The 2,252-nt window shown below is 46.4% G+C and carries 2 protein-coding genes and 1 pseudogene; 2 read left to right on the top strand and 1 reads right to left on the bottom strand.

Annotated features, from left to right (window positions below):
- The first annotated feature begins 187 nt into the window (after nucleotides 1-187).
- Nucleotides 188-1,210 (top strand): uroporphyrinogen decarboxylase family protein, encoded by a 1,023-nt coding sequence (locus GKG43_RS22655; protein ID WP_055153895.1) that lies wholly within the window; start codon nucleotides 188-190, stop codon nucleotides 1,208-1,210.
- Nucleotides 1,211-1,318: 108 nt separating this feature from the next.
- On the opposite strand, the gene GKG43_RS22660 is transcribed toward GKG43_RS22655, so the two are convergent.
- Nucleotides 1,319-1,711, bottom strand: a complete 393-nt coding sequence (locus GKG43_RS22660; protein ID WP_055153893.1) for an L-serine ammonia-lyase, iron-sulfur-dependent, subunit alpha — start codon at nucleotides 1,709-1,711, stop codon at nucleotides 1,319-1,321.
- Nucleotides 1,712-1,740: 29 nt separating this feature from the next.
- Between GKG43_RS22660 and GKG43_RS23520 the strand changes: the two are divergent.
- Nucleotides 1,741-2,252: pseudogene (locus GKG43_RS23520) on the top strand (trimethylamine methyltransferase family protein); the annotation flags it as partial.

Raw genomic sequence — 2,252 nt, forward strand, 5'->3', positions numbered from 1 at the left:
GAAGTAAATACAGTATAATGTCCATGAGCATTGTCTCCTTGGTTTAAGGTTGGTTTGGCGATTGACATTATACCAGAAAAAGGGAGGTCAATGCTCTTTTTATTGCAAACTCCCATAAAATCAAGGTTTAACAATAAAAAAAGGTAGTGAAACTTGACACTACCCTTCAGTTTTAGGAGGTGGAAATATGTTGTCAAGAGAAAGAATGGAAAGGGTGCTCGAAGGAAAAGAACCGGATTACATCCCGATTTTCCCAAAGATCAGCCACGCAACGTGCCGTGCGGTGGAGGGAATGACGATGCGGGATTATATGACGGATCCGGAAAATATGGCGAAAGCGATTATTGCAGCAGCTGAAAAGTACCAGTGGGATGCAGTCGGAATTACCACGGATATTGCAAATGAAGGCATGGCGATAGGCAGTAACTATATCAGGCCGGAGGAGGAAACGTCCAAGCTGATCGAATATTATCTGGAAGAGCTGGATGATTATGAGCGGGTTCGGGTAACGAATCCATGGGATACTGAGCCGACGAAAACAATTCTGCGCGCGTCAGAGATTGTAAAGAGTGAGGTTGGGGACCGGATTTACGTAACCGCGTGGTGCAACGCCCCGCTGAACGTGGCAAGTCAGCTGATCCCCATGGAAGAGCTGCTGATAGGGATGCTGACAGACCCTGAAACGGTGCATGAACTGCTGGAACGGTGTCTGGCCTATACGGTGAACTATGTGAAATATCTGGCGGAGACAGGGGTGGATGCCATTTCCTTTGGGCATGCAATGGCTTCTAATACGGTGATTTCTGCACAAAATTACAAAGATTTTGCGCTGCCGTATGAAACCAGGCTCGTATCTGCGATTCATGAAAACGGGGTCAGGGCAATTACACATATCTGCGGGGACATCCATGGGATTGTGGAACTTATTACAAGAAACGGCAGCGATATCATTGACTTTGACCATTTGTGTGATGTCAGCAGACTGAAAACACAGACGGATAAGGTACTCAGGGGCAACATTGATCCCTCGCTGCTGGCGAACGGAACACCGCAGGAGGTCTATGACCAGACGGCAAAAGTTGTACAGGAAGGGAAAAAGGGCGGAAACTTTATCCTGGGAAGCGGGTGCGAGGTGACGGCAACGACTCCTCCGGAGAACCTGAAGGCTTTTGTACAGGCCGGAAGGGACTTTGGAAAATGCGATGAATAGAAAGGCTGCATAGAAACATGAAGGAAGGATTTCGTTTTTAGGAAATCCTTCCTTCATGCTGTCTGGTAAAATTCTTTTAAGCTGATTATATACGTGGATGCGGCTTCATTAACTTCCGTCCATCAGGAAAACCAGTGCGGCGGCCATGGCTGAGGCGGCTTCCGGTTCCACCTGGCAGCCGTATAATTCCGCTGAGTAATTGCAGTCTTTGGACATCACAATTCCGATAACCGAGGTGGTCAGCATCAATTCCACTTTCTTCTCCATATCCAATGCTTTTTTGTTATACTTCAAGTGAGCTTCCACTTTTCCAGCGGTTGGGTAGATAATCCCGTTCATATCTATATCGCCCTTCAAGTCCTTCCTGGCGCTCTGCTCCATGATTTCTATTACATGGGTCATATAATCAATGACCTCATTTCTGCTCCAGCCGCTTCGTGCCATCTCATAATCGATTCCATATTCCCATAAAGGTCTGCCCGTCTGCTGGCAAAGAGACAAAAGCTCCTCGGCGCTTGTGAATTGAGACAATGGAACAGCAGGGAATACTTTTCGAGAGCGAGAGAGCATTGGATATCTTTCGGGAAAATGGCTTTTATATAGAAGGAAAAATTGTACATTTTAAAGAGGACGATGTGCGCAAGGCACTTCAGCTTGTCCCGGAACGTTTCGTAATACGGGGAAGTGACCGAAAGAATGATGTCGAGGTGGGCTGAGGAACGACTGTATTCTGCCCGGCGTACGGCCCGGTATATGTGCAGGAAAATAATGTGCGGCGTGAGGCGAAGCTGGAAGATATGGTGAAATGCGTCAAGCTGCTTCAAACCAGCGATACGATTCAGATGCTGAATCCATATGTAATCCCCCCCTTTGATGTGGGTAGTGTCAAGTTTCACTACCTTTTTTTATTGTTAAACCTTGATTTTATGGGAGTTTGCAATAAAAAGAGCATTGACCTCCCTTTTTCTGGTATAATGTCAATCGCCAAACCAACCTTAAACCAAGGAGACAATGCTCATGGACATTATACTGTATTTACTTC

The sequence above is a fragment of the Eubacterium sp. BIOML-A2 genome, assembly GCF_009680135.1.
GTDB classification, from domain to species: domain Bacteria; phylum Bacillota; class Clostridia; order Lachnospirales; family Lachnospiraceae; genus Faecalicatena; species Faecalicatena contortus_B.

Coding starts and splice junctions, on each gene's coding strand:
- GKG43_RS22655 (WP_055153895.1), top strand. CDS start 188: ATGTTGTCAAGAGAAAGAATGGAAAGGGTGCTCGAAGGAAAAGAACCG.